At 70.9% G+C, this 23,746-nt stretch carries 21 protein-coding genes; 6 read left to right on the plus strand and 15 right to left on the minus strand.

Annotated features, from left to right (window positions below; translation table 11 throughout):
• Positions 1–77: 77 nt before the first annotated feature.
• The 14 genes from FU260_RS21185 to ggh are packed head-to-tail and all read right to left on the minus strand — an operon-like array spanning position 78 to position 16,132.
• The gene (locus FU260_RS21185; protein WP_147918848.1) at positions 78–1,007 is read right to left on the minus strand and encodes an NAD(P)-dependent oxidoreductase; all 930 of its coding nucleotides are present in this window, start codon (positions 1,005–1,007) and stop codon (positions 78–80) included.
• Positions 1,007–2,206: an enolase C-terminal domain-like protein gene (locus tag FU260_RS21190; RefSeq protein ID WP_168211896.1), complete on the minus strand. Its 1,200-nt coding sequence runs from the start codon at positions 2,204–2,206 to the stop codon at positions 1,007–1,009. Before FU260_RS21190 ends, FU260_RS21185 begins: the two co-directional genes overlap by 1 nt.
• Positions 2,203–3,417 (minus strand): MFS transporter, encoded by a 1,215-nt coding sequence (locus FU260_RS21195; RefSeq protein WP_147918850.1) that lies wholly within the window; start codon positions 3,415–3,417, stop codon positions 2,203–2,205. The genes FU260_RS21190 and FU260_RS21195 overlap by 4 nt, the downstream gene beginning before the upstream one ends.
• Positions 3,414–4,643 carry an amidohydrolase family protein gene (locus FU260_RS21200; protein ID WP_147918851.1) on the minus strand — a complete coding sequence of 410 codons (1,230 nt, stop codon included), beginning with the start codon at positions 4,641–4,643 and terminating at the stop codon, positions 3,414–3,416. The genes FU260_RS21195 and FU260_RS21200 overlap by 4 nt, the downstream gene beginning before the upstream one ends.
• The gene (locus FU260_RS21205; RefSeq protein WP_147918852.1) at positions 4,644–5,471 is read right to left on the minus strand and encodes a carbohydrate ABC transporter permease; all 828 of its coding nucleotides are present in this window, start codon (positions 5,469–5,471) and stop codon (positions 4,644–4,646) included. It abuts the gene before it with no gap.
• The gene (locus FU260_RS21210) at positions 5,468–6,427 is read right to left on the minus strand and encodes a carbohydrate ABC transporter permease (RefSeq protein WP_147918853.1); all 960 of its coding nucleotides are present in this window, start codon (positions 6,425–6,427) and stop codon (positions 5,468–5,470) included. The genes FU260_RS21205 and FU260_RS21210 overlap by 4 nt, the downstream gene beginning before the upstream one ends.
• A gap of 59 nt (positions 6,428–6,486) precedes the next feature.
• Complete coding sequence (locus FU260_RS21215; RefSeq protein ID WP_147918854.1) at positions 6,487–7,788, minus strand: ABC transporter substrate-binding protein; 1,302 nt, start codon at positions 7,786–7,788, stop codon at positions 6,487–6,489.
• Between the two features lie 17 nt (positions 7,789–7,805).
• A complete protein-coding gene (locus tag FU260_RS21220) occupies positions 7,806–9,131 on the minus strand; it encodes an amidohydrolase family protein (protein WP_147918855.1) in 1,326 nt (441 codons plus the stop codon).
• Position 9,132: 1 nt separating this feature from the next.
• Positions 9,133–10,245: an NAD/NADP-dependent octopine/nopaline dehydrogenase family protein gene (locus FU260_RS21225; RefSeq protein ID WP_147918856.1), complete on the minus strand. Its 1,113-nt coding sequence runs from the start codon at positions 10,243–10,245 to the stop codon at positions 9,133–9,135.
• On the minus strand, positions 10,245–11,219 hold the full coding sequence (locus FU260_RS21230) for an LLM class flavin-dependent oxidoreductase (RefSeq protein ID WP_168211897.1): 975 nt from the start codon (positions 11,217–11,219) through the stop codon (positions 10,245–10,247). Before FU260_RS21230 ends, FU260_RS21225 begins: the two co-directional genes overlap by 1 nt.
• Positions 11,216–12,076 carry an FAD binding domain-containing protein gene (locus FU260_RS21235; protein ID WP_147918858.1) on the minus strand — a complete coding sequence of 287 codons (861 nt, stop codon included), beginning with the start codon at positions 12,074–12,076 and terminating at the stop codon, positions 11,216–11,218. The genes FU260_RS21230 and FU260_RS21235 overlap by 4 nt, the downstream gene beginning before the upstream one ends.
• On the minus strand, positions 12,073–12,606 hold the full coding sequence (locus tag FU260_RS21240) for a (2Fe-2S)-binding protein (RefSeq protein WP_147918859.1): 534 nt from the start codon (positions 12,604–12,606) through the stop codon (positions 12,073–12,075). The genes FU260_RS21235 and FU260_RS21240 overlap by 4 nt, the downstream gene beginning before the upstream one ends.
• On the minus strand, positions 12,597–14,813 hold the full coding sequence (locus FU260_RS21245) for a xanthine dehydrogenase family protein molybdopterin-binding subunit (protein WP_147918860.1): 2,217 nt from the start codon (positions 14,811–14,813) through the stop codon (positions 12,597–12,599). The genes FU260_RS21240 and FU260_RS21245 overlap by 10 nt, the downstream gene beginning before the upstream one ends.
• On the minus strand, positions 14,810–16,132 hold the full coding sequence (gene ggh / locus FU260_RS21250) for a glucosylglycerate hydrolase (RefSeq protein WP_147918861.1): 1,323 nt from the start codon (positions 16,130–16,132) through the stop codon (positions 14,810–14,812). The genes FU260_RS21245 and ggh overlap by 4 nt, the downstream gene beginning before the upstream one ends.
• Before the next feature lie 182 nt (positions 16,133–16,314).
• Between ggh and FU260_RS21255 the strand changes: the two genes are divergently transcribed.
• From FU260_RS21255 to FU260_RS21275, 5 genes are all read left to right on the plus strand, one after another.
• Positions 16,315–17,589, plus strand: a complete 1,275-nt coding sequence (locus FU260_RS21255) for an ROK family transcriptional regulator (protein WP_147918862.1) — start codon at positions 16,315–16,317, stop codon at positions 17,587–17,589.
• Positions 17,586–18,950 carry an FAD-binding oxidoreductase gene (locus tag FU260_RS21260; RefSeq protein ID WP_147918863.1) on the plus strand — a complete coding sequence of 455 codons (1,365 nt, stop codon included), beginning with the start codon at positions 17,586–17,588 and terminating at the stop codon, positions 18,948–18,950. Before FU260_RS21255 ends, FU260_RS21260 begins: the two co-directional genes overlap by 4 nt.
• An 11-nt stretch (positions 18,951–18,961) precedes the next feature.
• Complete coding sequence (locus FU260_RS21265; RefSeq protein WP_235912095.1) at positions 18,962–20,272, plus strand: M20 family metallopeptidase; 1,311 nt, start codon at positions 18,962–18,964, stop codon at positions 20,270–20,272.
• 121 nt (positions 20,273–20,393) lie between these two features.
• The gene (locus tag FU260_RS21270; protein ID WP_147918865.1) at positions 20,394–21,002 is read left to right on the plus strand and encodes an SRPBCC domain-containing protein; all 609 of its coding nucleotides are present in this window, start codon (positions 20,394–20,396) and stop codon (positions 21,000–21,002) included.
• Positions 20,999–21,460, plus strand: coding sequence for an SRPBCC domain-containing protein (locus FU260_RS21275; protein WP_147918866.1), 462 nt, complete (start codon positions 20,999–21,001; stop codon positions 21,458–21,460). Before FU260_RS21270 ends, FU260_RS21275 begins: the two co-directional genes overlap by 4 nt.
• 18 nt (positions 21,461–21,478) lie before the next feature.
• Here the strand turns inward: FU260_RS21275 and purD are convergent, their stop codons facing one another.
• Positions 21,479–22,732: a phosphoribosylamine--glycine ligase gene (gene purD / locus FU260_RS21280; protein ID WP_147918867.1), complete on the minus strand. Its 1,254-nt coding sequence runs from the start codon at positions 22,730–22,732 to the stop codon at positions 21,479–21,481.
• Between the two features lie 104 nt (positions 22,733–22,836).
• Here purD and FU260_RS21285 point away from each other — a divergent pair, with 104 nt between their 5' ends.
• Entirely contained in the window at positions 22,837–23,727 is an 891-nt protein-coding gene (locus FU260_RS21285; RefSeq protein ID WP_147918868.1) for a hypothetical protein, read from the plus strand.
• Positions 23,728–23,746: the final 19 nt, after the last annotated feature.

The following is a 23,746-nucleotide window of genomic DNA, read 5'->3' on the forward strand; positions in this document are numbered from 1 at the left end:
CGGGTGTCCACCGGTCGGCGCGCCGTCAGAGCCACCATCGCGGCCGGGCGGTTGGCTAGGCCGGCGGCGGGCGGCGTCTAGCCCCCGGCGGGCTCGCCCAGTTCCGCGCGGACCACCTCACCGACCAGCGCCCGTACCCGGGCACGTGCCTGCTCGGTACCGGCTGCCACATGCGGGGACAGGTAGACGTTCGGCAGAGAACGCAACGGACTGTCGGTGGCGAGCGGTTCAGCGGTGAAGACGTCCAGGGCCGCCGCCTGGGGCCGTCCGGCCGCGAGTGCGGTAGCGAGCGCTCTCTCGTCGACCAGCTCGCCGCGGGCGGCATTGACCAGCACGCTGCCCGGGCGCAGCTGGGCCAGTCTTCCGGCATCGAGAAGGTGTCGGGTGCTCGTGGTCAACGGCGCGTGCAGGGTGACCACATCGCTACCGCGCAGCAACTCGTCCAGCTCCACCTGCGCGGCATCGGTATCGGCGGCCGGCCGAGGATCGCTGATCAGCACCTCGGTACCGAAGCCGCGCAACCGTTGGTGCACCGCGCGCCCGATCGCACCGTAGCCGACGATCCCCACGGTCAGTGCTCCCAGCTCGCGGCCGAGCGGGCGCCGCGACCAGCCGTCGGTGCGCAGCGCCTGCTCGGCAGCGACCGCCTCGCGCAGCAGCATGAGCATCGCCATCACCACCCAGTCCGCCACCGCCTCTGCGTTGTACCCGGGGGCGCTGCGCACCCGGATCCCGCGAGCTGCGGCGGCATCGGGGTCGATCACACCGTCAAGCCCGACTGCCGGGTGCATGATCAGCCGGCACCGGTGCAGCTCGGCGATCGCGGCCGCGTCGAGCGGGAACTGTCGGGCGGCATCGCCGATCACCACCTCGGCGCGGCGGAGCTCCTCGGTCAGATCGGTGATTGCCGCAGACCGGGCGGCGATCACCACCTCGACGTCCAGACCGGCCACCCAGCTCTGCACGAGTTCTTCCGGGTAGTCGGACAGGCACAGCAGCGTTGCCATCAGCGATCGCTGCCGAGCACACGGGAGCTGACGATCTTCTCCTCGGCCACAGCCATGCCCAGACCGGGCAGGGTGGGGGCGGCGACCGTGCCGGCCAACGGCGTGATCGGGTGCTGGAGGAAGTGCTGATACATCGGCATCAGCCGGTCCAAGTACTCCAGCTGCGGGATCAGCGCCGGAGAGGCCGCGAAGGTCAGTGCCGCGTTGCACTGCAGCGACTGCCCGTGCGGGACGAGCTGACCGCCGGCGGCGCTGATCTGGGCCATGATCTTCACCGTCTCGGAGATGCCACCGGCCCAGTGCGGATCGGGCTGGTAGAGGTCCAGGACGTCGGCCGCGATCAGGTCCGCGTACCCCCACCGGGTGTACTCGTGCTCACCACCGGCGATCCGTACTCCTTCCGGCAGCCGGCGGCGCAGCGTGGCGTAGCCGCCCCGCTGGTCGGCGAGCAACGGCTCTTCGATCCAGGCCAGGCCCAGGTCGCGGGTGGCCCGGGCCACGGCGACGGTGAACGGCACGTCCCAGCCGCTCCACGCGTCGAGCATCACGTCCACCCCGGGGCCGACCGCATCGCGGACCGTGCCGACCAGGGCCACGATCGCCTCCACCCCAGCGTGACCGTCTTCCGGTCCCACCCGCGGAAACCACTTCAGGCCGCTGAAGCCCTGGGCCACCAGCTCCTTGGCGCGAGCGGCCACCTGCGCCGGTTCGAGACTGTCGCCCAAGGTGGAGGCATACGCGGGCACATGCTCACGGGTCGGCCCGCCAAGCAGAACATGCGCCGGCACGCCGAGGCGCTGGCCGCGCAGGTCACAGAGGGCACAGTCGACGGCGGAGAGCGCCACCATCCCCAGGCCGCGCCGGCCGTGGATCGAGGAGCGGTAGAGCACGTCCCAGAGCCGTTCGGAGGCCATCGGGTCCTGCCCGAGGAGCAACGGACGCAGCGTGTGGGTGATGATGAACGCCTGCTCCGGTGAGAGCTGGGCGACGCTGCCGCGCAGACCATCGTCGGTGTCCACGTGCAGGAAGATCGAGCGGATCTCGTAGCGCCCGGGGGCCACCTCGTCGAAGGTCTGCGCCGGTTGCGTCCGGAACTGCGGGTAGACGTCGGTGGGTCGGCGCAACCGGTCGGCGAACACGCCACCGGGCGCGTCCAGATGGCCGACGTACTCGACACACTGCACCTCGGTGATGGTCACTGCGCATCCTCTCCTTCGGTGGTGATCAGGGTGCCGGAACCGCCCGGCCGGCGCAGCGGGCCGATGGTGACCAGTCCGGCGACGCCCATCACGGCGACTGCCACGCCGCCGAGCGCGAGTGCGCCGGGACCGCCCCAGACAGTACCGGCGACGAACCCGAGGAACGCCGCTCCGGCGGCGGTACCGCCGTCGAACCCGGCGTTCCACACCGCACTGGCGGTGGGCGCACTGTTCTCTTCCACAGCGGCGAACGCCAGATCGAGCGTGACCGTCTGCATCCCGCCGAAGGTGGCACCGAACGCCCCGGCCCCGACGTACAGAGTGGCCGCGTTCTGGGTGAGCAGCCCGTGGGCGGCCAGGGCGAGGCCCGCTACCCCGACCCCGAGCAGCACGAGGTAGACCACCCGGTGGCCGATGCGGTCGGTCAGGTAGCCGATCCGCCACCGGATCAGCATGCCGACCGCGCCGTAGACCACGAGTGCGGCAGCGGCTCCGGCCGAGCCGAGCCCGGCCAGCGGCAGGATGGTCACCAGTCCCCCGCCGGCGACGGTGACCACGAACAGCACACCGGAGGGCAGCAGCAGTCGCACCAGGCCCGCCGGGCGAATCGCGGTGTCGTCCACGGAGCCCAGGGGCGTCGGGTTCACCCACGGTGCGGCGAGGAGGGTAGCGACCGGGATCGCACCGAGTGCGGCGACGAGTGGGAACGAACCGTTCAGTGTCAGTGCCGCCCCGCCGGCGGTCGCCACCATCATCGGGATGGCCGCGGACAGGCCGAAGATCCCGATCGCCTCACCTCGGCGCTGCGGCGGTGCTGCGCGCGGGATGGCCAGCGCTGCCACGACGGTGATGATGGCGAAGCCCACCCCACGCACTGCGGAGAGCAGGTAGAGCCACCACAGCTCGGTACCGATCAGGTAGAGCGGTGTCGGCAGGCCGAGCAGCACCGATCCGAGCACCAGCAGACGCCGGGTGGAGAACCGGCGCATCAGGCGCGCCGACCCCAGCTGCGTGAGTACGGTGACCGCCAGCATGACCCCGGTGATCGTGCCCACCACTGATTCCGGGTGACCAGCACCGGCCGCCCAGGCGGGCAGTGCCGTCAAGGTCAGGGAGAAGCTGGTCAGGCCGGCGCAGCTGATCGCGAACACGGCACGGATCTCGGCGATCCGCCACAACGAGCCGGTGTGCCGGGACTCGAGGGCGGTCATCGCTCGCCCTCGTGCGCCGGGCCGGAGTGGTCGACGGCGGTACGCGAGATCAGCTGTCCGGCTCGCCAGACCATCCGCTCACCCGGGGCAAGGGCGATCGCCTCACCGACCGAGTCGGCCCGGACGGCCACCAGGTCAGCGCGGGCTCCTGCTGCCGGGCCGGCCGGCGGGAGACCGAGGACGCCGCGGGCCGCGCCAGTGACCAGCTGCCAGGCGCGGGCGGTGTCCTGGTGCCCGGCGAGGACCAGCAGCGAGGCGGTCTCCAGCGGGTCGAGCCGGCCCACCGGGTTGAACGGGTCGCGGACATTGTCGCCCCCCGCGGCAACCTGCACGCCGGCTGCGGTGAGGGCGTCCACTGCGGTCAGGCCCCGCAGCCGGGGCCATCCGCTGCGGCCCTGCAGATACAGGTTGGTGGCGGGCAGGGTGACCACGGCGATGTTCGCCTCGGCGACCTCGGCGGCGACCTCGGCGACCAGACCGGCGTCCATCGCGCCGAGGGAGACGCAGTGGCTGGCCGTGACCGGTACACCCGCCTGGGGGGCCAGCTGGGCGAGGTGGCGCAGCGTGGCCACGCTCGGGTCGGTGGTCTCGTCGATGTGCAGGTCGAGCGGCACACCTGCTTCGGCGGCGACGGCCACGCACTCCTGCACTGCGGCGGATGGGTCCCGGTCCAGGGCAGGGTTTCCCCCGACCACGTCGGCACCGGCGTCGAGGGCCGCTGCCAGCCGGCGGCGGTGCTGCCGCCAGGTCTCCTCCGGGCCTGGACCGCCGATGTGCGCCACGATCTGCAGGTCCACCAGGTCAGCCATCTGCTCGCGGACGGCGACCAGTGACTCGATCGCGCGCACGCCGAGCAGGCGGCCACAGCCGACGTGCGTGCGCACAGCGGTGCTGCCGCTGGCCACCAGGCTGCGCAGGGCCCGACGGGCCCGCTGCTGCACGTCCGCGTCGGTGGCCGCTCGGAGCACGGCCTCGTACTGGGTCATCGCGTCCTGCAGCGTGCCGCCGCGAGCGTCCACACGGTCAGCGGTGAACACCTTGTCCAGGTGCGCGTGCGGTTCGGCGAACGCGGTGTCCAGCAGGTATCCGCTCAGATCCAGCTGCTGCCCGTCCGGGACCGCCGGCGCTGTGCCAGCAGGAAGCACAGCGGCCACGACGTCGCCGTCGAGCTGGACATCGACGACCTCTCCGGTGACCAGGCGCGCATGACGCAGCAGGGTGCCCATTCAGCCCTTCACTCCGCCGCTGGCGATCTGGGTGACGTAGCGCTGCAGGTAGCCGAAGATCGCCAGCACCGGGATCATCACCAGCACGCCTGCGGCCAGCAGGCGGCCCCAGTCGGTGGTGAACTCCCCGATCAGGGAGTTCAGCCCGACGGAGAGGGTGCGCTTGTCATCGGTATCGATGAAGGTGTTCGCATACAGGAACTCCTCCCACACCTGGATGATCGTGAACACCGAGGCTGCCATCACCCCGGGCAGCGCCGGTGGCAGCACCACTTTCCACAGTGCCCGCAGCCGGGAGCAGCCGTCGATGAACGCGGCCTCTTCGGTCTCCACCGGGATGGCGAGGAAGTAGTTCCGCATCAACCAGATGCACAGCGGCAGCGCGAACGAGATGTACACCACGATCAGCCCGACCAGGGAGTCCAGCAGGCCGAGGGTCTTGACCGTGATGAACAGCGGGATCGCGAGCATCACCGCCGGGAACATCTGCGCCGCCACGACGATCAGCAGCATGCCGCGGTTGCCGACGAACGTGAACCGGGCGAAGCCGTACCCGGCCAGGATCGCCAGCAGCAGCGCGATCGTGGTGGTCCCGGCCGCGACGATCACCGAGTTCAGGAAGTAGGTGAAGAAGTTGGTGTCCGCGACCGCCTCGTAGTTGCCCAGATACAGTCCGCTGGGCAGCAGCTGCTTGTCCGCACCGTTCAGCTCGGCGGGGGTCTTGAACGAGGACAGCACCATCCAGGCGAACGGCAGCACGGTGCCGAGCAGGAGCACGCCGGCGACGGCGTGGGCGCCGACGGTCGCATGGCTGCGGTTCTTCCTCATCGCGGACCTCCTTTGCGTCCTTCGACGACGTAGAAGTAGACCACGGCGATCATCATCATCATCGCGAAGATGACCACCGATATGGCCGACGCCTTGCCGAAGTCGAACTGGGTGAATGCCGTGCGATAGGCCAGGGTGGTGAGAATCTCGGTGGCTCCCGCCGGTCCGCCCCGGGTGAACATCCAGATGCCGTTGAAGTTGTTGATCGCACCCGAGATGGTGGTGAGCGTGACCAGTGCGATCGAGGTACGGATCGCCGGCACCGTCACGTTCCGGAACCGCTGCCAGGCGTTCGCGCCGTCCACCATCGCCGCCTCGTGCTGCTCCTGTGGGATCTGCTGCATCCCGGCGAGCAGAATCACCGCGCCGAACGGAGTCCACTTCCACGCGCTGATCAGCACCAGCACCGGCAGGACGAACCGGGTGTCCGCCAGCCAGATCGGTGGGTTGTCGAGGAGACCGCTGCTGCGCAGCAGCTCGTTGATCGGCCCGGAGACCGGGTCGAGCATGAACCGCCAGATCAGTGCCACCAGCACCGTCGGCACGATCCACGGGATGATCAAGGTGGTGCGGATCGCGCCGCGCGCCCGGAGCTTCTTGTTCAGCGTGTTCGCGATCAGCAGCCCCAGGCCCAGCTGCACCACCAGAGCGGAGGACGCCCAGATCAGCGTGCGCCCGAGCACGGTGAGGAACTCGGGGTCGCCGAATAGCGCGAGGTAGTTGCCCAGCCCGGCGAACGTATCCTGCCCGGGGCGGAGCAGGCTGGCGTCCAGGAAGCTGGTGCCGATCGCGTTGACCACCGGGTAGCCGATGATCACGGCAATGGCCAGGAACGCCGGGCCAATGTAGAGCACCGGGGCCAGGCGCTGACGGCGCACCTTGCGGCGCCGTGCAGCCTGGAGCTCCGGCGTCAGCCCCGACCGGTCCGCGACCGGCGAGTCTGTGACTGTGGACATGGTCTTCTGAGCTCCTGAACGGTGGGCCGGTTCCGCCGCGGGCGGGACCGGCCCACGGACTAGCTGGACAGTGTCGCGGTCGCCTCTTCGGCAGCAGCGGTGAGAGCGTCGGCGGGGGCTTGCTGGCCCTGGATCACCGCGTCCCACATGCTCGCCATCACACCCCACTCGATGTCACCCCAGACGGGCAACGCCGGCCGGGCCCTGGCGACCTCCATCTGCTCGATGAACACCTGCCGGTTGGGGTCCTCGGTGGCCCAGTCCGAGTCGATCACGTCGGCGCGCCCGGGGATGTTGCCGGAGTCCTGGATGTAGGACATCTGGTCGGCGGCGGTGAGCCAGCTGATCAGCTCCCAGGCCAGGTCGGGGTTGGCCGAGTTGTAGCCGATACCGATCCCAGTGCCGCCGAGGACCGAGGCCGCCTCCGTACCGGTGGGCAGTGCTGCCACGGCCCAGTCCAGGTCCGGGTTCCCGTCCACGATCGGGGCGGTGCCCCACGGACCGATCGCCATCATCGCGCAGCGGCCCTGGACGAACGGGGCGACGTACTCGTCCCAGCTCGCGTTGGAGGCGATGAACTCCGGCGGCATCACCTTGTCCTCGAGCACCAGGCCGGAGTAGAAGGCGAAGGCTTCCTGACCGATGTCGTCGGCGAAGGTGGCCGCGGTGAGGTCCTCGTTCATGATCGATCCACCGTTCTGCCACAGCCAGGGCCAGAACAGGAAGGCGCCCTGCCCTTGGGCTCCCATCATGTATCCGTACTGCTCGCCGCCGGTGAGCTCGATCGCGGCCTCGCGCAGCTCGTCCCAGGTGGTCGGCACCTCGATACCGGCATCGCCGAGCATCGTGTTGTTGTAGTACAACGCCACGTTGTTGGTGGTGTACGGCAGACCATAGAGCGTGCCGTCATAGCTCGATCCGGCGAGCAGCTCCTCGCCGAAGTCTCCGCTCACCGCGTCTGCTCTGCCACCGAGGTCCGCGAGCACCTGAGCGGCGGCGAGCTGGGGCACCGAGGAGACGTCGACGATGGCCACGTCCGGACCCTCACCGCCGGCGGACGTGGTGGTGAGCTTGGGCACCAGATCCTGGGTGGAGATGCCCTGCACGTTGACAGTGACGCCGTTCGCCTCACCCCAGGCCTGGGTGGCCTGCTGCAGCGGGGAGTCGGCGTCACCCGCGGTGGCGGTGTTCGCCCACAGCTCCAGGGTGCCTCCGCCTCCGGACTCGCCGCCGGAGCCGGTCGGGTCAGAACCACCCGCGGGCCCGGTACCGCAGGCACTGAGGGTAAAGCCGGCAGCAGCAGCGCCACCACCGAGGGTGAGCAGCTGACGGCGGGTCAGGCGAGAATCTCTCCGAGTCATGACAGTTCCTTCTCTCTTCACTGAGGGGGAGTTGCAGGGGAGGGGATGTCCCAGACGTCCGGGACTGAAGATCCGGCGCGCTCAGCGAGTCGCCGGATGGTGGCAGCCGCCTTCTCGGCGAGTGCGAAACGGTCAGCGAGCACCAGCTCGCCGTCGCGAACGATCGAGCGCCCGCCGACGACCACGTCGGTCACGTCGCCGAGGCCAGCGCGGTGGACCACGGACCAGACCGGGTCCACCAGCGGCTGGAACTGGGGCGCGGTCAGGTCCAGCCGGACGAGATCGCCGCCGTCGAACCCGGTCGGGAGCCGCAGCGCCTGGGCACCGGCCGCGGTGGCCATCTCGAAGGCGGCCGCGGAGCCCAGAGCGCCCGGATCGCCGGCAGCCTGGCCCTGGGCATACGCCGCCTGGCGCATCTCGTGGAACAGGCTCTCCATCCCGTCGATGCCGAGGGTGACGGTGGCTCCTGCGCTGAGCAGCTCCACCACCGGTGCCACCCCCTTGGCGAACCGGAGGTGGTTCGTCGGACAATAGGCCACGATCGTCCCGGTGGCGGCGACCAGCTCGATCTCGGTGTCGGTGAGCTGGACGCCGTGCACCACCACGGTGCCTGGCCGCAGGAACCCCGCCCGGTGCAACAGCTCCAGCGGGCGGAGTCCGTGCTGCGCGAGGCAGGCCTCGACCTCCGCGGGGGTCTCGGCGATGTGGGTGTAGAGCCGCAGGCCGAGCCGGTCCGCCGCGGCCGCGGCCTCGGCGTAGTCGCCCGGCTCGTTCTGCCGCAGCGAGACCGGGGCGAGGTAGAGCCGTTCCTTCGGCAGGAGCTGGTCCGCCGCGCGCTCGGCGAGGTTGGCGATCTCCGCCACCGACGTGCACAGGTCCGGCTGGCCGCGGGTCATGATGCCGAGCGCCACGTAGCCGCGAATACCGACCTCCCGGTGACCGGCCACCACGGCCTCCAGCAGGCCGGGCCGGTGCAACGGGTACACGTGGTCCACCACGCTGGTCACGCCGGCGAGCGCCTGCCGGGCGGCGGCGATCGCGGTGAGGGTGCGGTAGTCCTCCGGTTCGGCGACCGCCTGCGCCGCCGAGGAGGAGGTGATCGCCGTGGTCAGCGGCACTCCCTCGCTGGCTCGCCCGGTGGGCAGGAAGGCACGCAGGTGGTCGTGCATATTCACCAGGCCCGGCAACAGGGCGGCGCCGTGGGCCAGCGTCGCGGACGCACCGTCCGCCGCGCGGACGGACACCCCTGCACCCGACTGGACCTGCGCCGTCGCCGGAAACGGCTCGACGGAGGCCGAGGGCACGGCGAGGCCGTGCAGCACAGGGGCGCCGAGCGGACTCATCTCACCACCACCCGCTCGCCGTGGCGGCGAGCAGACCGTCCCGGCCCACGCCGTCGAGACCGAACGAGGCGAGCGTGCGACCCTCGCGGCGGTAGTCGGTGCCGGTGGCGACCCCGGCCAGGTGGATCATCGCGTCGATCGTGGGGGTGGGCACGTCCACCTCGCGCCCGATCGAGGCCATCAGGCAGAGCGCGTAGGGCACGTCCTCGGTGATGTAGCGGCTCTCCAGCGCGTGCGGCCCGGTGCCGAACGTGGAGTCCGCGAACGCGGAGGAGGCGAGGGTGGCGTGCAGATCGTGGTGGTTCTCCGGGGCGAAGCCCTGCTCCACCAGGTACTCCTCGTAACCTTTGAGGTTGGCGAAGCCGAGTGCCCGGCGGATGGCGACCAGCTCGGCGTCGATCGCGGCGATGAACCGGGCAACCGCGGGGCTGGCACCCTCGCCCCAGAGCAGGAACTTGCCCGGCCGGCCCTCGATGGCGCCCAGGTTGCCCAGGATCGGTGGCACGTGGTCGATCGCGTTGAAGTTCAGCAGGACGGTCTCCAGCACGCTCTCGCCCGCCTGGACCGAGGCCCAGATGGCGCAGGCGGTCTGCACCGCACGGTTGCCGGCGGGCATCCCGGCCGCGATGGTGCCGCCGGCCTTCCGGGAGGCGGTGATCAGACCGGGAGCTCGCACCCGCGCCCCGTAGGGGAGACTGTTCAGCTCGGCGATGTCCACCTCGACGCGACGGCCGGCGCGGCGCATCGCGGCGACCAGCGCGAGGCTGCCACCGCCCTCACCGGCGAAGATCACCTGTTCGCCGCCGCTGAGGTGGGCGGCGAGCAGGTCGGCGAAGGTGTCGTGCCCGAACGCCGGCACGGAGACGACGATCACCTCGGCCTCGCGGACCGCGGCGGCTGGATCGAGACTGGCCCGGGCGGGGCTCTCGGTCACGCCGTGCCATGGCGAGCGCAGCCGGATCGCGCCGCGCTCGGTGATCGCATCGACGTTACTCCGGAACTGTTCGAAGTCGGCGACGGTCACGGTGACGCCGGCCAGGGAGAGCTCCATCGCGGAGGCGAGGGCGCCGGCGCCGGAGCCGAGGACGGTGACTGCAGAGGGAAGAGTGGTCATCAGGCGAGTGCTTTCGAGAGTGCGGTCAGTTGCTGGTCGGTCTCGGCCGGGGAGGAGCCGCCGACGCTGACGATCACCTCGTCCACGCCTTGCTCGAACAGCCCGTGCAGCCCGGCGGCGACGTGGTCCACCGGCCCGGCGAGCCCGAAGGCCTCGGCCATCGATCCGGTGACCTGTTGCGCGGCGGCGGCACGATCCCCGCTGCGCACGGTCGCCCGCAGCGCGCGGACCTCCTCGGGGTCGAGCCCGTACACCTCGATCAGCTCGTCGGCGTAGGCGCCGCCGGCCATCGTGACGCACCGGGGGGCCAGCTTCGCGAGTGCGGCGGAGCGGTCGTCGTCGATCTCCACATCGAGCATCAGGCAGGTGGCGGCCCGGCCCTCGGTGCGCTGGGCGGCTCCGGCGGCGACCTTGTCCCGAACGAAGTCGAGGTGGCTCGGGGCAATACCGTGGGTGATCACCCCGTCCGCGATCCGCCCCGAGAGCTCGAGCATCTTCGGGCCGCGGGCGGCCAGGTAGAGCGGGCCGTCGGCAGCCGGCCAGCGCAACGTGGAGCCCGCGGCGGTGAAGGTCTCGCCGGTGACGTCGGCACGGCCCTGGGTGAGCTCGCGCACGATCTGCACGGTCTCGCCGGTGATCCGCAGCGGCCGCCTCATCGAGATACCCATCTCGCCGGCGAACTCGTAGCCGCCGGTGCCCAGGCCGAGCACGAACCGGTCCGGGCCAATCTCGCGCAGCGTGGCGGCCATACTGGCGAGCAGGGTCGGGTGGCGCAGGAACGGGGACATCACCGCTGTGCCCAACCGCACCCGCTGCGTCGCAGCCATCATCAGCGCCAGGGCCGCGGACACGTCCCGGTGGAAGTAGTGGTCGGCGAGCCAGACGCTGCCGAAGCCGAGCTCCTCGGCGCGGCGCGCAGCGTCTGCGGCCGCGGTGATCGGCTGGTCCAGCCGAACAGTGACTCCGATGTTCATTGATCCTTCTCTCTGCTGTCGGGCTCTCGGGCGAGTTCGAGGACCTCCCGGAGGAGTCCGCGGGCGCATCGGTAGCGATAGCGAGCACTCGCGCGCAGGTCGTCGATCGGGCTGATGTCGCCGGCCACCGCGTCCAGGGCGTCAGCGATCCGGTGCTCGTCCGGGATGCGTCCCTCGAGCACAGCCTCGGCAGCAGTCAGCCGCACCACAGTGGGCGCCACGGCACCCATCGCGAGCCGGACCTGGTGCAGCCGGCCGTCAGCGCCGCTCTGCCACTGCCAGGCGAGGCTGAGCATCGCGATGCTCTGCGCGCGCCGGCCGCCGATCTTCCGGAAACCGCCGGTGACGGCGTTCCTCGCCATGGTCAGGTCCAGCAGCCACTCGCCGGGGTCCAGGGCGACCTTCCGCGGCCCGAGGAGGAAGTCCGCCAGGTCCATCGTCCGGGGGCCGTTCGGGCCTTCGATCGCCAGCGTGGCGTCGGCGGCCAGCAGTGCGGGCACGGTGTCTGCGGCCGGGGAGCCGGTAGCCAGGTTGCCGCCGAGGGTAGCGCGGTTGCGGATCGTGGTGGAGGCGAACTCGACGATCGCCGCGGACAGTGCCGGCAGCTCGCCGGTGAGACCTTCGGCGATGGCGGAGAGCGGGTGCAGGGCGGAGACGGTGACCGTGGTGGCGGTGCTGGCCACCGCCGGCAGCGCATCGACGAGACCGGTCAGATCCACCAGGACCGGATCAGTGCGGCCGGCGCGGCGTTCGACGAGCAGGTCGGTGCCCCCGTTGATCGCGCGCCCGGTGCGCAGCAGAGCGGCGACGTCAGCCACCTGCCCGGGCCGGTGCAGCCGCGGCGGGCCGGCGGTCACGACTCACCCTCGGCCGCGGCGTTGTCCGCCGCCTTGTGGTGCGCCGCGGTGTTGCGCTCGGCAGCGCGGCCGCCGCGCTCAGTAGCACGAGCGGCGGCCGCATCGTGGGTGGCATCGTAGAACCGGTTGTACCCGGTGCACCGGCACAGGTTGCCGTCGAGTGCGCGGCAGATCTGTTCGTCATCGGGCTCGGCCACCCGGTCCAGCAGTGCGGCGCAGGAGTTCAGCACGCCCGGGATGCAGTAGCCGCACTGCACCGCCTGCCGGGCGACGAACGCGTCCTGCAGTGCGGTGTGGCCGGCCGCCGCCAGACCCTCCACCGTCCGGACCTCGGCATCGGCGACCTGGCCGACGAGCACCAGGCAGGAAGTCATCGCGCGGCCGTCGATCACCACGGTGCAGCTGCCGCACTCCCCCATCCCGCAGCCCTCTTTGGCCCCGATCAGGCCGAGAGTGTCCCGGAGGAAGTCCAGCAACCGTTGGCCGTGGGCCTGCTCCGGGATCTGCACCTGCTGGCCGTTCACTCGCACGACGCCTCCTCGAGCAGGTCGAGCAACCGTTCACCGGTGACGGGAAGCTGCTGCGGGAGCACACCGACGGCGTCGAGCACAGCGGCGCAGACAGCGGGAGGTGTCGGCACCACGACGACTTCGGACATGCCCTTGGCGCCGAACGGACCGGACTCTTCCTGACCGGTGATGAACATGGTGTGCATCCGCGGGGTGTCCGCGATCGTCGGCGCGAGGTAGTTCTCCAGGCTGCTGGTGACCGGCACCCCGGCCGCCAACCGGTGCTCTTCCATCACTGCCAGGCCGAGCCCTTGCAGGATGCCGCCCTCGGCCTGCCCGATGGTCGCGGCCGGGTTGATCGGGGTGCCGCAGTCGAGCACGCAGAGCAGCTCGGGCACCCGCAGCTCTCCGGTCAGAGTGTTCACCTCGACCCGGACCACCTGGGTGCAGCTGCCATACACCCGGTGGGGTGCATACACGGCGAGCTTCTCGGCCGGGACGAGCCCGATGTCCTCGGTGTCCGGCAGGCGGAACTCGACCTCGACCTCGTTCTCCGCGAGCTCGATGAGCTTGGTGCCCACACTGGCGGCGTCGGTGGACAGCGGGAGCCCCAGCCGGTCGCACCGGGCGAGCAGCTCCTCACAGGCGCGCTTGACGGCGTTCCCGCCGGCGTAGGTCGACCGTGAGGCTGCCGTGGGCCCGGACTCCGGGACCACGCCGGTGTCCCCGACGTGTACGTCGATCTGCTCGATCGGCAGGTCGAGAGTGTCGGCGGCGACCTGCCCATAGGTGGTCTGGATCGACTGCCCCGTGTGGTTCGGTCCGGCCCAGATGGTGATGATTCCGGCATCATCGATCCGCAGCCGAGCCCGTGCGGTATCACCGGTTCCGCTGCCCATGCCGACCCCCTTCATCGCCACAGCGATCCCGGTACCGCGGCGCCACGGCCCGCGCGCCCCAGCCGCCCAGGTCGCGCGTTCGGTCCAGAGCCGGTGTCCGGCGGCGGTCTCGAGTGTGCCGCGCACGTTCAGGCTGCTGGTGGTGCGGTGCCGATACAGGCTGTGCGGCTCCCCTCCGTCGAGCACGTTCCGCAGGCGGATCTCGGCCGGATCGATACCGAGCCGGTCGGCGGCCTCGGTCATCGCGTTCTCGATCGCGAGCGCCACCTGCGGTACCCCGTAGCCGCGGAACGCCCCCGCGTTCGCGTTGTTGGTGTAGTAGACGGTTCCGTCGAAGTCCGCCACCGGGAACCGGTAGGGCCCGGTGGACATCTCTGCGGAGGTCTTCATCACGTTCGGCCCGGAGGTGATCACCGGTCCGGTGTCCGCCTTCGCGCGTACCGCCGAACCGAGGATGCGTCCGGCGGCGTCGAAGCCGATGTCGATGTCGGTCCAGAACGGGTGCCGTTTGGCACCGGCGGCCATCACGTCCTCCCGCGTCATCTGCAGGTGCACCGGGGCGCCGGTGACCCTCGCGAGCAGGGCGAGGTAGACCGGCATCGGGTCGTCGTTGCGGGATCCGAACGCTCCGCCCACCGGGTTCGCGACCATCCGGACGTCCTCCAGGGCCAGGTCCAGAGCCCGGGCGATCTTGCGCTGGTGCAGTCCGGGGTTCTGCGAACCGCACCAGACGGTGACGCTCTGGTCGGTGCCGGTAGCCAGCCCGCCGGGCGTGTCGATGGCGACGTGTTCCTGGGCCGGGGTATGCACCGAGCGTTGCAGTCGCAGGTGGGCGTCGGCGACGGCCTGGGCCACGTCCCCAGAGCGGAAGGCGATGGCCCCGGAGACGTTCCCGCCGGCGTACAGCTGGGGGGCATCGGGCGCGACGGCCGCGTCCGGACCGTCCACGACCGGCAGCGGTGTGGTCACCAGCTGGATCAGCTCCGCCGCTTCTCGCGCGGTCGCGGCGTCGACCGCGGCCACCAATGCCACCGCCTCACCCACCTGGCGGACCCGGTCCGCGGCGAGCACCGGACCGTCCACCTCCCTCGGCCCGAGCGCGTTCACCGGGACGTCCGCAGCGGTGAGTACCGCCACCACGCCCGGCAAGGCGCGTGCGGCGCTGACATCAACGCCGTCGATCCGGGCGTGCGGCTCTGCCGAACGGAGGACATGGGCGTGCAGCATCCCCGGGGTGCGGAGATCGGTGACGTAGGTGAGCGCGCCGGTGACGATCTCGCCACCGTCCACGGCCGGCCGGGACCGTCCCACCCATGGCGCGCGCATCATCGGCCCCGTTCCCAGGCGAGAGCGACCGCAGCGGTCCAGGACTGCCGCATGCTGCCGAGCGGTGCACCGGTGACGCTGTCGTAGTACTCCGCGAAGGTGGCGTCCCCGAGCTGCACCGAGCAGGCAGTGGACAGTCGTTGTGCCGCACGGTCATACCCGTAGTGCTGCAGCGACCAGGTGAGCAACCAGTTCAGGACCGGCCAGGAGGGTCCGCGCCAGTAGTTCTGGCTGACGAACGCGGGGCTGTCCGGGGCCGTGGTCGGCGGTGTCGGCATGGCCAACGCGGGATGCTCGCACCACTGGGCGCCGAGCAGGCGGTCGACCTGTGCGGTGTGGGTGGCGGGGTCGGTGCCGCAGAGCAACGGCGCGAAGCCGCCGATGGTGGCCGCGTCCAGCCAGGTCTCGGCCCGCATGTCGTAGTCGCGGGCCAACCCGGTCCCCGGGTCGATCGCTGCGGTCACCGCCCGACGGCGATGCTCGGCCATCCGGGTCAGCTCACCTGCGGCGTCAGGTCGGTGGAGGCTCTCGGCGAACCTGGCCAGCAGCCCGGCGCTGAGTGCGTGCGCAGCGGTGAAGAACACGTCGCCGACCCGGAAGTCGACCCGGTTCCGAGCGGCGCGATCGTCGTAACCCACGGCGACCAGCTGTTCCACCAGCCACAGGTACCGGTCGTAGTCCTCATCGGCCGGGCGCTGGTCAGAATGGGCGACGTACCGGGTGTCCTCGCGCTGGTAGGCGGCCATCGGTCCGATCTGGATCCGTGCGCACGGCGCGTCCCACCGGGGGGAGTTGTCCATCCCGGACTCCCACGGGTGGTGGATCTCGATCAGCCCGCACGGGTGAACGCCTCGCTGCTGGTCCAGCCAGCGGTGCCAGTCCAGCCACTGGTCGAAAGTCTCGGCGAGGAACTCTTCGAACGCGACCGTATCCTCGGGGCCGCTGCGGCGCGCCTGTTCACCGATGATGTGCAGCGCCAATCCGTGCACGGCCGGTTGACAGATTCCCGAGGTAGCCACCTCGGTGGGGCTCTGCGGCAGATCGGCGGTCCGCCAGCGGTCCGGGCCGGGAAAGTAGCCGGGTTCCGGGGAGAAGACGATCTGCGGGATCATCCCGGTCGACCACTGGCCACGGAGCAGGTGCCGCAGCTCAGCAATCGCCCGGGGAACGTCGATGAAGCTCCATCCGATGGCCACGAAGGCCGCGTCCCAGGACCACTGGTGCGGGTAGAGCGCCGGTGCCGCGACGGTGTGCCCGCCCCGGTCGTTCGCCCGAAGGACGGCAGCGGCTCCCTGCGCCAGTGAGGTCGCTACATCGGTCATCTTCGTCCTTCGGCTCACAGCATCGACACAGCCATAACGTTCAATTGCTGAACATAATACGTGCCAAGCGGTCCGTCAACGTGACATGATGGCGTCCAACCTCAGGGAGGACCTCGCAGCGTGGCAGTGCCTGCTATGCCCGACGACTCCACGAACACAGCGGTCAGAAGGGTGCCCGGCCGGTGACGGAGAGAACTGAGCCCGAAGCGGCGAGCGGCGTTGGCGAGCCCTATTTCGTTCGCTCACCAGACGCTCCAGCGCGGCAGTCTGCTGCGTCGACACCACCGACCGCCTCCTGTGGAGCGCTGCTCAACCTCATCCGCTCCAGCCCGGGCCTGACCCGGCAACAGCTGCTTGCCAGCACGGGGATGTCCCGGACCACGCTGTTCGAACGGCTCGAGGTGCTGTTCCAGCACGGCTACGTCTACCAGGACGGCTCCGCCCCCCGGGACGAGGTTCGCGGGCGTGGCCGCCGTTCGGAGCTGCTCCGTTGGGATACCCGGGGGCGGGTGGTCCTGGTCCTGGATCTCGGCCAGACCCACGCGCGCATCTGCGTGACCACGGTCGATGGTCAGATCCTGCGGATGCGCGACCTGGCCGTCGATATCGACACCGCCGCGCCGGACTACCTGTCCGCGATCTACGAGGTGGCGGGCCTTCTGGTCCGGGTGGGCGAGGACGAGACGCTGATCGGCGTGGCGCTGGGGATTCCCGGGCCGGTGGATCCGGCGACCGGCAGGCTCGGCACCTCGACCACGATGCCGCAGTGGCAGGGGTACGAGGTGCTGCAGGACCTCCGGGACCACTGGGCAGTTCCTGCCGTGATCGAGAACGACGCTCGCGCCCTCGCCCTCGGCGAGTCGAGCGTGATCGGTGCCGGGCAGTCGGTGGTCGCGGTCAAGTACGCCACCGGGATCGGTGCCGGCATCGTCGACAACGGCCACCTGCTGGAGGGGGCGGACGGGGCCGCCGGAGACATCGGCCACGTGCGGATCAGCGATGACGGCCCGCTGTGCACGTGCGGCCGGCACGGCTGCCTCGCCGCGTGGGCCTCCGGCCATGCCCTCGTCCGCCGTCTGGCCGGCACCGGAGTGCGGAACCTGCGCGACGTCGTCGACCGGGTGGCTGCTGACGATCCCGCCGTGGTGGCTGCCGTCGACGAGGCGACCGCGCGACTGTCCCGGGTACTGGCGACCGTCGTGGCGGCGACGAACCCGGACGTGCTGGTACTCGGCGGTCCTCTCGGCCGGATGCCCCGGGTGGTCGCCAGCATCGATACCCGGATCCGGGAGGACGTCACCGAACGAGCCCGGCACCACCTGACCATCAGCGCCGCGCACCTCGGCGCCGACGGCGCGACGGTAGGCCTGGCCCGCACCATCGTGAACCTGGTCTACGACCCCGCGGCGATCGATGCGAAGATCCAGGCCTCGACTCCGCAGAAGCTCGGATCGTGAGCTCCCGGCTTCCCGAGCACTGGCTGCTGCGCACCGACCGGGACTACCCGGCAGAACGGATCCAGCTCTCCGCGTCGAACTGGCAGCCTGAACGCTATCCGGTGGCGATCAGCCGTCCCCGCACGGCCGAGCAGGTGCGCGCCGACGTGCTCACCGCTGCCGAGCGCGGCCTCGGGATCGCCGTGCGCAGCGGCGGACACTCCACCAGCGGGGCGTACTTGTCCGATACCGCCGTGACACTGGATCTGGGCGGCTTGCGGGACGTCTCGTTGGATGCTGCCAGCGGGACCGCGTGGATCGGACCCGGGCTGACCGCGCTGGGCGCTGCCCGGGCGCTGGACGCTGCCGGGCTGTTCTTTCCGCTCGGACACTCCCCCACCGTCGGCGTCGGCGGCTTCCTGCTCGCCGGCGGCAACGGCTGGAACACTCCCGTCTGGGGGCACGGGAGCGACCGGATCCTGGCCGCGGAGGTCGTGCGGGCCGATGGCCGGCTGCTCACGATCGATGCGGCGACCGAGCCCGAGCTCTTCGCCCTACTCCGTGGCGCCGGGCCGGCCTTCCCCGCGGTAGTGACCGCCTTCCAGGTCGCGCTGGCCTGCGAGCAGCCGCAGATCCGCCGCGTGTTGCTCACGGTGGACGGCGCCAACCCCAGCCAGCTGGGTCGACGGCTGGACGAGGTGATCGACCAGCTCCCGCCGCAGGTGGAGACCACCCTCTTCTGGCATCCCGCCCGCGCACCCGGCGAACGGCCCACGGCGATGGTGGCAGCCACCTCGTTCGGACAGGACGAGACCGACGATCCGTTGACCGCGCTGCATACCGCCGACCTGCCGGTACTGAGTGCGACGGACGCCGCGCCCGGCCCGTCGATGCTGCGGCTGATCGACCCGCTGCCGCGACATCCCGGGGAGGCCGTCTTCTCCCACCACACCTGGGCCGAGGCGGGCTACGCCGAGGTCCTCCCGCTGCTACCGGTCTGGGAGGACCGGCTCTCCCCGTGCTCCTGTGTCTTGCTCACCACCTCCGCTCGCCGCAGCGGTACTGGAGTGGCCGAGATGCCCGCGGCACCCGACGGCCTGTACCGACCCGCCGGCACGATGAGCATCTCCGCGTATGCACACTGGGACCCCGCAACCCTCCCGCCGGAGATCGGGATCTCCTGGACCCGGCAGGTGATCTCCCGGCTGCAGCCGTGGAGCACAGGCCGATACGTCGGGGAGGCGGACCTCACCGACGCCTCGACCTCGGCGCAGGAATGCTTCGGCAACGACGGCGCCGCCCGCCTCGCCGCCGGACGTGCCCGGTTCGATCCCGACCACCTGCTGCACACCCCGTTCCGTTCCCCATCGCACCACCTGTGAGGAGGCCGACCGTGCCAGGTCCGTATGACGCATTTCTCCGCCGCAAGAACGAACGGCTGCCGCACCGTGCCCGTCCGCTGACCGCTGCCGACACCCCACACGCCGGGCTGGAGCAGGTACTGGCGGCACAGCTGGACTCCAGCGTCGACCGGTTGCTGCCGGAGCTGCAGGACCTGTCCCGGGCGATACATGCCGATCCCGAGCTGGGCTTCGAGGAGGTGCGCACGGTGGACCGGATCGCTGATCTCCTCGCCGTCCACGGCGTACCGGCGCAGGTCGGGGCATTCGGTCTACCGACAGCACTCCGGGCGAGGGCCGGCAGCGGAGAGCCACGCGTGGCAGTGGTTGCCGAGTATGACGCGCTGCCGGACATCGGCCACGGCTGCGGCCACAACATCATCGCGGCGTCGGCCATCGGCGCCTTCCTCGCCCTGCGCGAGATCGTGGCACGCACCGGCGGCACAGTGGAGCTGATCGGCACGCCCGCGGAGGAGAACGGCGGGGGAAAGGAACTCATTCTTCGGGCGGGCGGTTTCGACGGCATCGGCGCGGCGGTGATGGCCCACCCGGGTAACCGCGACGTGGCCAGCTGGTCCAGCCTGGCCGGAGTGCGCCGGCTGGAGGCCACGTTCACCGGGGCTGCCGCACACGCCGCAGCCGCCCCGTTCCTCGGCCGTAACGCTCTGGACGCCACAGTGCTCGCCTACCAGGGCATCGCCATGCTCCGCCAGCACATGCTCCCCACCGACCGGGTGCACGTGATCGTCCCCGAGGGCGGGGATGTGGCCAACGTCGTGCCCGAACGGGCGAGCCTGCGCGGTTCGGTGCGCTCGCTCGACCTGGACACGCTGGCGGTGCTCTCGGCACGGGTCGAGGACGTGCTCCGCGGCGCAGCCCTCGCGACCGGGACCGAGCTGTCGCTGACCTGGGACCCGACCCCGCCCTACCTGCCGATGCGCCCCAACCTCACCTTGTGCGCACGCTACGTCCGGGCCCTGGAGGACCGGCGGGAGACGTGGTGGCACGTGGACACCGGGGACAGCTCCGGTTCCACGGATATGGGCAACGTCTCCTACTGGGTGCCGGCGATCCACCCGACGATCGCCGCCGCGCCGATCGGCATGCCGAGCCATTCGGGTCAGATGGCAGAGCAGAGCATTACCGAGGCCGGCGACGCAGCCATCCGGGACGCGGCACGGGCGCTGGCCCGGGTGGCCGGCGACTTCCTCGCCGATGCCCAGCTTCGCGAAGCAGTGGCCGACGAGTTCGACCGCAGCGGCGGCCCGCAGCGTGCGAGCGATGTGCTCCCCGGCTACCACTGACCGCCGATCGGAACTCCGCACCCGACGCCGGCAGCACCGACACAGCGCCCACCGCCCAGCGATGGCCGGGCCCGATCCGCAGTGCCACACTGAACGCAGGCAGTCAGGAGGAGGTCAGTTCATGTTCGACACCGGCGCCGAGCTCGACGCGGTCACCCGGCACGTGCGGCGCGACCCGGAGACCGTCACGGTCATCCTGCGCCGCAACTTCGCTGCCCCGCACGATGCGGTCTGGGATGCGCTCACCGATCCGGAGCCGCTCCGGGCGTGGTTCTCTCCGGTCACCGGCGATTTCCACGAGGGCGGCAGCTACCAGATCGAGGGCAATGCGAGCGGGGAGATCTGGGAGTGCCGACCGCGCGAGCACTTCATGCTCACTTTCGGCAGCCAGGAGAGCCTGTTGACCGTGGAGCTCGCCTACGCCGGTGACGACACCACAGTGCAGATCACCCATGGCGTGCCGATCTCGATGGCCGGTAGCGGTGCGGGAGCGTTCTACGTCGGTCCCGGTTGGGACGGCGCCCTGCTCGGACTGGCGATGTACCTGCGCGGCGACGAGATCGGCGACCCGGTCGAGATGGCCGACTCCGCCGAGATCATCGAGTTCAACAAGGCCTCGATCGACCGGTGGCAGGCGGTGATCGAACCGTCCGGCACCGCCGACGCCGACGAGATCGCCGCGGGCCGGGAGGCCGCAGTCCAACAGTTCACCATGCCGGGCGACCGATGACCCGAGTCGACACCGCCGAGCGGCTGGTCACTGCGGACCCGGAGCGCACCTTTGCGGCGTTGGTGGACCCGGACGCGCTCGCCGAGTGGTTGCCGCCGGACGGGATGACCGGCCGGATCGAGCACTTCGACCTCCGGCCTGGTGGCTCCTACCGGATGGTGCTCACCTATACCGATGCCGCCGGAGCGCCGGGAAAGTCCAGCGCTACCGAGGACGTCTCCGAGGCGAGGTTCCTCGAGATCACGCCCGGCGTGCGGGTGGTGCAGGAGATCGACTTCGTCTCCGACGACCCGGCCTACGCCGAGCCGATGATCATGACCTGGCAGGTGGACCCGGCCGCAACTGGCTCACTGGTGACCATCCGCGCCGAACAGGTACCGGCGCCGATCTCCCCGGAGGACCACCTCACCGGGATGACCGCCTCGCTGGTGAACCTGGCCCGCTACCTGGAGCGCTGAGCGCAACCGAGAGGGTGCTCAGTGCCCGGCGGCGATATCGGTGCGGAACTGAGCGCCGTCGATGCCGATCTGCGCCACACCGGCGTACGCCGCGGCACGGGCGCCGTCGATATCGCTCCCCGTACCCACCACGGACAGCACCCGACCACCCGCGGTGACCAGCTCGCCGTCCCGGGTCGCCGTGCCGGCGTGCAGCACGTGCACCCCGTCGACCGCATCCGCCGCAGACACCCCGGTGATCACATCGCCCCGGCGCGCGCTCTCCGGATAGCCGGCGGAGGCGAGCACCACGGTGATCGCGGCCTGATCGCTCCAGCGCAGGTCCGGCAGCGTGTCCAGCTGCCCGGTGGCGGCCGCGTACAGCGCCGTGGCCAGCGAGGACTCCAGCCGGGCGAGCACCACCTGGGTCTCCGGGTCGCCGAACCGGGCGTTGAACTCCACCACCCGGAGGCCGCGGGAGGTCAGTGCGAGCCCGCAGTAGAGCAGGCCGACGAACGGGGTGCCGCGCCGGGCCAGCTCGCGCACCGTGGGCAGCGCGACCCGCTCCACCACCTCGTCGACAAGATCCTCAGGTGCCCAGGGCAATGGCGAGTAGGCGCCCATCCCGCCGGTATTCGGGCCGGCATCGCCGTCGCCGAGGCGCTTGAAGTCCTGGGCGGGGGCGAGCGGGACCACATGGGTGCCGTCGCTGAGGCAGAACAAGGAGATCTCCGGTCCGTCCAGGTACTCCTCGACCACCACGCTGGAGCGCCGGTCCCGGTTCACGCACGAGCCCGCGTGGTCGTGCGCGGCCTGCCGGTCGTCGGTGACCACCACCCCCTTACCGGCGGCCAGGCCGTCGTCCTTGACCACATGTGGCGCACCGAAGGAGTCGAGCGCATCATCGGCCTCATCGATGGTGCGGCACACCCGCGCCATCGCGGTGGGCACGTTCGCAGCCGCCATGATCTCCTTGGCGAACGCCTTCGAGCCTTCCAGCCGGGCAGCGGCGGCGTCCGGTCCGAACACCGGAATCCCGGCCGCGCGGACGGCATCGGCCACCCCGGCCACCAGCGGTGCCTCCGGACCGACCACCACCAGCTCGGCGCCGGTCTCGCGCGCGAGCGCAGCCACCGCGGCCGGGTCGCAGGGGTCCACGTCGACGTTGGTCGCGATCTCGGCAGTGCCGGGATTGCCCGGAGCCACGGTCAGCGCAGTGGTCGCCGGGTCAGTGGCCAGACTGCGGGCCAGGGCGTGCTCACGGGCACCGGATCCGATCAGCAGGATTCTCACAGGCCCCGAGCCTACCGGCCCTCGCTCCGGCTGCCGACGGCGTTGCATCCGGTGCCCAGGCGGACCCGCCGTGGTCCGTGGTCTGGTTGCGTAGTCTGGCCGGGATGCCTCCGCCCGCTCCATCGAGCCGCCCGCGCCGTTCGAATGCCGAACGCTGGGTCCGCCGCACCTCGCGCACCCTGATCGTGCTGGCAACGGTCTCCGGGGGCCTGGCCTACCTCGTCGTGGGAGTCCTCTCCAAGTTCGACAAGACGAACGACCCCACGTATCAGCCGTTGTTCTACGTCTGCCTCACCGTGTTCCTGATCGCTGCCGGCGGCCGAGTGCTCTGGGGGCTCTTCGTCTTTGCCCGCAAGGCGGTGCGGCGCGGGCCCCGCCGGCGGGAACTGCAGGCGATGGCAGCCCGGATCGGCTGGCAGTGGATCGCGCGGCGGAAGCGGATCCCCGAGGAGACCGAGGTCCGACTCACCCAGATCGACCCGGTGCAGCGCACCAGCGACGATGCGAAGCATCGCTACACCGAGCTGCTCTACGGCACCTACGCCGGCCGCCCGGCGCTCTCGGTGCATGTCGAACGCAGTTCACGCCTGCTACCCGAGGTGGAGCAGCTGGTCGCGCTCGAGCTGCCGGGCGCGCTACCCGAGCTGCGGATCACCGACCGGTCCGACGACCCGTACGGCCTCGCGCCCGCGCAGCAGTTCGAGTCCGCCCGGTTCAACGAGTCCTGGGGTGTCTACGCCCAGGACAAGCGGTACGCCTCAGCCTTCACCCACCCGCAGCTGATGCGAATGATGAACGGCCTGGACCCGAGCATCACCGCCCTCCACCTGCGCGGTGCCTGGTTGATCTCCGAGGCCCCAGTCAGCTTCAGCCCCCAGCTCCTGCAGATCCACCTGGACGCCCTGGCCCGGATCGCAGCAGCGATTCCGGCCTGGCTCTGGGACGAGTACGGCTATGTGTCCCCGGGGGCGTGGTCCCGGCAGAATCCGGTCTGAACCACGGTCCTGCCCAGAA

Source organism: Ruania zhangjianzhongii, from assembly GCF_008000995.1.
Taxonomy (GTDB): domain Bacteria; phylum Actinomycetota; class Actinomycetes; order Actinomycetales; family Beutenbergiaceae; genus Ruania; species Ruania zhangjianzhongii.